Origin of the sequence: Streptomyces sp. WAC 04229 (genome assembly GCF_003947455.1) — a bacterium.
In the GTDB taxonomy this organism is placed as follows: Bacteria; Actinomycetota; Actinomycetes; order Streptomycetales; family Streptomycetaceae; genus Streptomyces.
Genome location: NZ_QHJH01000372.1, coordinates 1 through 2,330 on the forward strand (window position 1 = coordinate 1; position 2,330 = coordinate 2,330).

Genomic DNA, 2,330 nt, shown 5'->3' on the forward strand with positions numbered 1-2,330 from the left:
GTGCGGCGAGGAAGGGGGCGCATGCGCCCGGGGGTCCGGAGGGGAGAGCCCCAGCGGGCCGGTGCGGGTGCGGCCCTCCATCGGCCCGCACCCCCTGCCGGGCGTGCGGCAGGGGGTGCGGTGAGCGGTGACGGCGTGCGGGTCAGGCGTGGACCGTCTCGCCCGGCAGGGACAGGTCCAGGTCTACCTGGTGGTCCCCGCCGTGGGTCGCCGCGTGGGCGAGCGGGCCGTGTCCGGCGGCGCGGGCGGCCAGGACGTACGGGCCCCGCGCGGGCACGGCCAGGGCGTAGCCGCCGTCCTCGGCGGAGAGGGTCGCGCCCGCCTGCCGGCCGTGCCGGTCGATCAGCGTGACCTTGGCGCGGGCGACGGGGGTGCCGTCGGCGGCCAGCACCCGGCCCCGGAAGCCGCGCGGCGGCTCCCCGGCGACGGCCTCCCCGGCGAGCGCCTGCTCGGCGCGGGCCAGGTTCGCGTCCTCCTCGCTGCTCGCGCGCAGCTGCGTGGCCGTGGACGGGCGGCGGCGGGGGAGGAAGAAGGCCAGTGCCAGGCCGACGGCGACCGCGGCGGTCGCGATCAGGAAGGAGACCCGGAAGCCGTGCATGGTGGGGACGGCGACGCCGCCCACGTCGTTCGCGGTGTTGGCGAGCACCATGCCGATCACGGCGCTCGACACCGACGTACCGATGGACCGCATCAGGGTGTTGAGGCCGTTGGCCGCGCCCGTCTCCGAGGCCGGGACCGCGCCGATGATCAGCGCCGGCAGCGAGGAGTAGGCGAGGCCGATGCCCGCGCCGATCAGCACCGAGGTGATGACGGTCTGCCAGGCGGCGTTCATCAGACCGAGGCCGCCGGCGTAGCCGATCCCGATGATCAGCAGGCCGATGATCAGGGTCGTCCGGGGGCCGTAGCGGGCGGACAGCCGGGCGTAGACCGGTGCCGTGAACATCATCGTCAGGCCCAGCGGTGCCACGCACAGGCCCGCGACGACCATCGACTGCCCGAGTCCGTAGCCCGTCTCGGCGGGCAGCTGGAGGAGCTGCGGCAGGACCAGGGAGATGACGAAGAAGGAGACGCCGACCATGATCGAGGCGAGGTTGGTGAGCAGGACCTCGCGGCGGGCCGTGGTGCGCAGGTCGACCAGCGGGGCGGCGACGCGCAGCTCCATCAGGCCCCAGAGCAGCAGGACCACGACGGCGGCGGCGAACAGGCCGAGCGTGGTGGGCGACGACCAGCCCCAGTCGCTGCCCTTGGTGATCGGCAAGAGGAAGAGGATCAGACCGGCGGTCAGACCGACCGCGCCCGGCAGGTCGAAGGAGCCCTTGGCGCGCAGCGGGGACTCCGGTACGACCAGCAGGGTCAGGGCGATGGAGAGCACGCCGAGGCCGGCGGCGCCGTAGAACAGGGTGTGCCAGTCGGTGTGCTGGGCGACCAGGGCCGCGGCGGGCAGCGCGAGGCCGCCGCCGACGCCGATCGAGGAGCTCATCAGCGCCATCGCCGAGCCGAGCCGCTCGCGGGGCAGGATGTCGCGCATCAGGCCGATGCCGAGGGGTATCGCGCCCATCGCGACGCCCTGGAGCGTGCGGCCGACGATCATCGGGATCAGCGCGTCGGTGAACGCGCTGACCAGCGCGCCCACCACCATCACCGAGAGGCTGACGATCAGCATCCGGCGCTTGCCGAACAGGTCGCCGAGCCGGCCCATGATCGGCGTGGCCACGGCTCCGGACAGGAGCGTCGAGGTCAGGACCCAGGTGGCGTTGCTGGGGCTGGTGTCCAGGAGCGCGGGCAGGTCCTTGATGACGGGGACGAGCAGGGTCTGCATCACCGCGACGACGATGCCCGCGAAGGCGAGCACCGGGACGGTGGCCCCGCTCGCACTCCGGGTGGGTTCGTCGGTCGTCGTGTGGGACATGGGGTGGGGCCTCCAGGCCGGGGGGCTTCGAAATGCGGTGGGGTACGGCTGCGGGTGATGGCGGTGCGGGATGACTGCAGGATGAACCTCGTCGGCCAGGGCAACTATTCCGTTGCTTCGGGTCCCTAATGAATTCTTGACCTTCTCTTGGTCTCGCCCGGGACGCGGCGCCTGGGTCCGAAGACCTAGGTGTATTGACCCGCAACGTTATTCACGCGGCTGATCGGTGGCTGGCCGCCGAGTGCGGTGTGGCAGCGGTGATGGTTGTAGCTGTGGAGGAAGTCTGCCAGGGCTGCTGTTCGTTCGGTGTTGCTGGTGTAGGGCCGCAGGTAGGCCCATTCGTCGAGCAGGGTGCGGTTGAAGCGTTCGACCTTGCCGTTGGTCTGGGGCCGGTAGGCGCGGGTGAGCTTGCCGGTGGCGC

2 protein-coding genes are annotated in these 2,330 nt (G+C 72.3%); both read right to left on the reverse strand.

The genetic code is table 11. The annotated features are described in order from the left end of the window. Nucleotides 1-142 precede the first annotated feature (142 nt). Nucleotides 143-1,909, reverse strand: a complete 1,767-nt coding sequence (locus DMH12_RS38225; RefSeq protein ID WP_125495834.1) for an MFS transporter — start codon at nucleotides 1,907-1,909, stop codon at nucleotides 143-145. Between the two features lie 185 nt (nucleotides 1,910-2,094). Continuing rightward, nucleotides 2,095-2,330 (reverse strand): integrase core domain-containing protein (locus tag DMH12_RS38230; protein WP_148107605.1); only part of this gene is annotated, 236 nt, incomplete at its 5' end.

Excerpts from the sequence above, each read along its gene's own strand:
- DMH12_RS38225 (WP_125495834.1), bottom strand. The coding sequence starts at position 1,909 with ATGTCCCACACGACGACCGACGAACCCACCCGGAGTGCGAGCGGGGCC.